The sequence below is a fragment of the uncultured Olegusella sp. genome, assembly GCF_947253395.1.
In the GTDB taxonomy this organism is placed as follows: domain Bacteria; phylum Actinomycetota; class Coriobacteriia; order Coriobacteriales; family Atopobiaceae; genus Olegusella.
The window spans coordinates 1-5,736 of sequence record NZ_CAMXYY010000091.1 but is presented as its reverse complement, the minus strand read 5'-3'; the positions used below and the strand labels follow the sequence as shown (position 1 = coordinate 5,736).

5 protein-coding genes are annotated in these 5,736 nt (G+C 45.7%); all 5 read right to left on the bottom strand.

The window, feature by feature from the left end:
* The coding region (locus Q0X25_RS06870) for a HAMP domain-containing sensor histidine kinase (protein WP_298580393.1) at nt 1-1,022 on the bottom strand (1,022 nt) is incomplete at its 3' end.
* Nucleotides 1,015-1,698, bottom strand: a complete 684-nt coding sequence (locus Q0X25_RS06865; RefSeq protein ID WP_298580389.1) for a response regulator transcription factor — start codon at nt 1,696-1,698, stop codon at nt 1,015-1,017. The genes Q0X25_RS06870 and Q0X25_RS06865, both read right to left, overlap by 8 nt.
* 17 nt (nt 1,699-1,715) lie before the next feature.
* Nucleotides 1,716-3,797 carry an FtsX-like permease family protein gene (locus Q0X25_RS06860; protein WP_298580396.1) on the bottom strand — a complete coding sequence of 694 codons (2,082 nt, stop codon included), beginning with the start codon at nt 3,795-3,797 and terminating at the stop codon, nt 1,716-1,718.
* The gene (locus Q0X25_RS06855; protein ID WP_298580386.1) at nt 3,787-4,557 is read right to left on the bottom strand and encodes an ABC transporter ATP-binding protein; all 771 of its coding nucleotides are present in this window, start codon (nt 4,555-4,557) and stop codon (nt 3,787-3,789) included. Before Q0X25_RS06855 ends, Q0X25_RS06860 begins: the two co-directional genes overlap by 11 nt.
* A 393-nt stretch (nt 4,558-4,950) precedes the next feature.
* The coding region (locus tag Q0X25_RS06850) for a DegV family protein (protein WP_298580383.1) at nt 4,951-5,736 on the bottom strand (786 nt) is incomplete at its 5' end.

The following is a 5,736-nucleotide window of genomic DNA, read 5'->3' as shown; positions in this document are numbered from 1 at the left end:
TAATCATTAATAAATAAGCTTGCGGTGAATCCCTCTTCCCACTTTGAATCTACTTCAAGCTGGATATGAATATCATCTGCAAGCTGTTTTGCTAAATAGAGTCCCATACCAGTGGATTTCTTTCGTAGCTCACCAGAATCGCCAGAAAATCCCCGTTCAAAGAGGTACGGAAGATCGCATTCTTTTACTCCCTGGCCATTATCGGAAATCCGCAGCAGCACTCCGTTTTCGCGTCCTCTAGCTTCTCTTGTTACAAGAAAAGAAAGAACGGGCGACGCTCCGGCATACTTGATTGAGTTGCTCACCAGTTGGCGGAGGATAAATTCCAGAGCTCTCGGATCCGTAAACACACAGACGTCCAAAGCCACGGGATCATAACTCAGCTGAAACCCTTTTTCTCTCAACGATGGCCCATAGTCTGCAAGGACTTCCTCAACGCAGCCCAATAGAGAGATGTCTTGGAACAAGTAGTCCTTCTTCTTGCTCTTTATGCGGTGGTAAAAAAGAATTTGGGAAACATAGCGCTGTGTTTCATTGCGGATATAGTCCAGTTTGAAAAAGAGTTCTGGCGGAATAGTTCCATCGTCGTTATCAAGAATCATCGTGAGCAACGAAAGGGGTAATTTTATCTCGTGCGCCCATGTTTCTACGTAGTCCACATAGTCTTGTCGCTCTCTTATGCTCTGCTGAATCAAGTCGTTCTTCTGCTGAAAGCTATTGAAAAGCTGCTTTAGAATCTCTTCTTTTTCTGCACCATACAAGTCATAGAGGCTATCGAAATTTTCTGCTGAGCTTGGGTCGTCCAAATAGCGCAACAGAACTTTTTCTTTTTGCTTTTCTTTTCGCATCAGAAGGAGACAAATGGCGATAAAAAAGACAAGGGTCGCTAAGACAATCAAGCCAATCAAAGCAATCAGAGCTTCAATATCTGCCATCCAAAGAAGAAAGATGCAGAATCCATCGACCGCCAAAATCATCAGCAGCCACGGCAGATAGGGCTTGATTCGCTTGAGCTCACGCATCTTGGCCATCCTTCACCAAGGCATACCCCTTGCCTTGAACATACTGGATATGCTGAGGAATTCCCAAGTCTTTTAACCTCTTTTTCAGACGCGTAATATTCACGTGGAGTGCATTTTCATCGATATACTCCGTCGTCCCCCACAGTGATTGTGATAGCTCCTTTTTGCTTACATAAGGCGTCTCCGCCAAAAGAAAGCTTTCTAGAAGCTTCCCTTGGTTTCCTGGCAAAACCACAGACTGGCCGTTGAAATATAGCGTATACGTATGGCGGTCGAGGAGGAACTGCTCCCCTTCAAGCAGATTTTTTCTCCCCTCATAGCGCTTCAATACATTAGAAATCCTTGCAAGCAGTCTTTCTTTTCGGAAGGGCTTGGTGAGGTACTCGTCTGCACCCAAATCAAGAGCTTGTAGCTCGTCTTGCAACTGATCTCTGGAGGTAAGCACAAGAACAGGGATGGCACTCTTTTTCTTGAGAGTCCGACAAATCTGGAAGCCATTTTCCCCAGGAAGATTTATATCAAGCAGAACTAAGTCCGGCGAAAGGCACAGCAACTGATCGGACACACCGTGAAAGTCTTGGATACATTCGACCACATAGTCTGCTGCCTGCAGCATGGTCTCAAGTTCCCTGCGAATCATAGGCTCATCTTCGATAATTGCAATGCGTTTCGCCATAGACTTCAGTCCCCCGCCTATTCCTCCCGCGCCGGCTTCATTAGTGTCCAGAGATATTGACTACTGCTCTGCTTTACTACCCTGATATAGATTGCTTCTACGATAGCAATTAGCACAAGGATGATGACAACAATGATGAGAAGTTTTCCGCTCTGATCGCGATATGAATACGGAAGTAATCCCTGGAAAAGTGTTTTGGTTCCAAATGCAGCATTTAAGAGCGCCACGAAAATAGGAATCCCAAAGTAGCCATTAATCTGGGTATTTGCCGCACGACACAAGGTCTTGTAATCTGCACCTAGATGAATCAGTGACTGATACCTCCTATGTGCCTTTTGCTGCTCCATCAAAAACTGAATACCAATGATGGTATTTCCAATAATCAAGAAGATTGTTGCCAAATAGAGCGTGAGATATGTCGATGAGACGATATAGAAAATCTGCCTACCGGCATTTTGAATATAGCTTTCATAGGAAAGGCCAGTTCCTGCCAGCTGGGTGTTGATGTCAGAAATCGCCATCATCAGCCCTTTTTCTTCAATAAGCTTCGGCTGCAGAACGCCTCCCAAATAGCTGCTATATTCTCCTGCCGTCAACTGGTCAAAAAGCTCATCTGGCACTATCCAAGCAACGCCAATGGTGATGGCACGATCGGTCACAAAGTTTGTTTGTTGAATATTTGCATCAATCCCATAACTTGCAGCATCTATTTTAACAGCAACATCTGATTTCAATAGTTCGCTGAGTTTCTTGATGCTTTTCTCATCTGTAAAGAAGGCTTTTCCCAGATATAGACCTACCTTATTTCCATCCAGATCCAGCGGTTCCTTTCCTGCTGCTTTCAACAGTTCGTTGTATCCGCTTTCCGAAAGAATATTGTCATTGTCCCTAATAAATTGCATAAGGTTATCTGCGAACTCACGATTATCTATCATAGAGATGACATTGTTAAGCGCTGAGGCATCTATGGCAGAGGCTCCTATATTTTCCTGATAAGCACTTCCCAGCTTTACTTCCACCAAATCCTTAAAAGAATTACTAAGCCCTACTGAAGAAAGGGTCTGACGAATATCTTTTACACTCATCGTTTCGTTTGGGTCTTTTACATTCGTCGGTTCATTTGGCAGGAAGGTGTAATCCAATACGTGGTCGTCCTCTTGAATGTACTGAGATGCCACTGCACTACCATAGCCTGCCAGGCAAAAGGCAGAAAACAGGAGAAGTGAGCAGATCGCCAGCAAGGTGGAGCGAGAAACAATTCCTTCCTGTATCTGGCGAAAATTGAAGTCGTGTAGTTTCTTCTTTTTTGAATGCTTCATCACCCATTCAATGCCAAAGCGCAGTGCATAGAACAGAAGAATGGTGCCAAGCGTGCCACTAAAAAGAACAAGGAACATAAATACGAGATTTTCCCACATACGTTCAGAAAGACCCAAATAATAAGCAAGACCAAGACATCCCACTGAGGATATGAAAGCAATAAAGCATGCTTTCTGATTGATTTGTTTTTTTGCTCCGACAGGCTCAAAGAAAAGTAGCTCACCGATTTCTTTGCTTACCGCGCGCTTGCTGAGAACCAGTATTGCCAGCAATTTCACCAGGGAAAAGCCTATAACGGTAAAAAGAATCGCAGAGAAGGACAGGGTAAAACGATGTCCCACGATTCCGATGCCAATGAGCTTTACCGTTACGAGACTGATAGCTTCAGACAGAATCACCGCAATCGGAAGTCCAATGGCAAGCGCAATCAAACTGTCCCTGACATCCTCCATCAAAATCATGCGAAACAAGGTTTTGCGTTTCATCCCCAGAGTCAGATACACGCCAAACTCATGACTCCTTCTTTCCATCTGGACACTGGACGCAAAATAAACCAGCATCAGCAAAATGAAAAGGGTAAAGACATAAAACAGGGGCACCATGGCCAAGAGGCGATTGACCGCATCGCTTTCCATCTTTGTCAAAAAGCTAATGACGTCCTGATGCGAGAGGGACAAGATGATATAAAAAGAGATAACCGACAAGACCATTGAACTAAAGTAGAGCGCGTTGTTCTTTCGATTCCTCTGGCTATTTTGAGCGACTAGCTTAGAAAACATACGGTTCACCTCCCAGTCCTGCCATAACCTTTAGAATCCTCTGATAAAAATCTTCCTGAGACTCTCTGGGCTTGTCTCGCCTAAGCTCGTGATAGAGCTTGCCGTCCTGGATAAAGAGGATACGGCTGCAAAAACTGGCAGAAGCGCTGTCATGAGTCACCATGAGGATGGTGGTCTGAAAATCGCTATTCATCTGGGTAAGTTTTTCCATGAGGGTGCGCGCGTTCTTTGAATCAAGTGCGCCGGTTGGCTCATCGGCAAAGACGATTTCTGGATCCAAAATCAAGGCACGCGCCGCCGCCACTCTCTGCTTTTGCCCGCCAGACATCTGTGAGGGGAACTTATCCATCACTGAGCTGATATCCAGGTACTCTGCCAGCGTCTGCAGGCGCTTCATACTCTCCTGCTCGGGGATTTCATGAAGGGAGAGCGGAAGCAGAATATTTTCTTTTGCCGTGAGATTGTCCAAAAGCTCAAAATTCTGGAAGAGATAGCCTGTCTTGTTTCCTCGGTAATCAGAAAGTGCATCTGCATTGAATGTAGCGATATTCGTACCGTTGAGGGTAATGGTGCCTGCGCTCAGTTTTACGATGGTCGCTAGGCAATTAAGAAGCGTGGACTTTCCCGATCCACTACTGCCCATGATGCCCAAAAACTCTCCTGGCATAATCTCGAAGGAGACTCCATCGAGGGCCTTGGTCACCGAGGAGCCCTTTCCATAATACTTTTTTAGACTTTCAACCTGTAAAATAGCGTTCATGATATTTACACCTCCTGGCTTCATTGTAAAAAGCTATAGGTGTAAATAGAACTTACAGCTGATGTAATGTTCACGCCTCAAGAAGGCATGCAACGACTTCTTGTCCCGCGCAAAAGCGTACATAACTAGGCTGGCGACCCGTAAAAAGCCCGTCATAGAGGGTTCAAACTGCGAAGTTCCAAACTACAAATGGTTCAAGTTTCGAAGCCTTAAGCAATAGATGGTTCAAACTTCGACGCTTTAGACAATAGATGGGTCAAACTTCGGTGTGTCCTTCCACAAAACAGCAGGTAAAATTTTTCGAGAAACCGAAACATGAACCATCTGTGTTTATAGGTGCCGAAAAACGAACCATCTATGGGAACGTTGCTTTCTAGACCCGCAGCGGGAAAATTAGCGAGGCTCACCCCAGTAGAAGAGGGCTACGGTGCCAGGTCCTGTGTGCACACCGATAGTGCTACCGATATTGCTGTACTGCACCTTACCATTCATCTTGAGGAACACTTCCTCAATCGCATCGCCTACCATATGTGCATCCTCAAGACACTCACTATTGGAAATAAACACTTTGTCGCTGTAGTTGAGGCCATCTAAGGCACGCTCTTTCATGATTTCAACAACGCGATTAGCTGCACGTTTTTTGGTACGAACCTTTTCGACCACAGCCAGCGAACCATCGTGTGCCACATTCATCACAGGACAAATCTTGAGCATGCCACCCACAAGACCTGCTGCCTTAGAGATACGCCCACCACGAATAAAGAAGGTCAAATCGGTGGAGAAGAACCAATGATTGAGCTCAAGCTTGTGCCTTTCGGCCCACGCCACCAACTCATCGGCACTCATGCCCTCATCACGCAGGTCGGCTAGTTTATCAACAAGCAGACCATAACCCGCAGAGGCCGCAAGGCTATCCACAATATAAATCTTGCGCTCAGGATATTGTTCAGCAAGCAAATCTCGCGCAGTCACCGCAGAGTTGTAGGTACCTGAAATACCCGAGCTTAAGGTGAGGTGAACAACATCTTTGCCAGCCTCAAGCGTTGGCTTAAACAAATCAACGTAGCTGCCCACACTTACCTGCGATGTATGCGCTTCGGAACCCGCCAAGATCTTGGCATACAGCTCGGCAGGAGGCAGACTCTCACCAAAGTCATCCTTGCCATCTACCCCATCTAT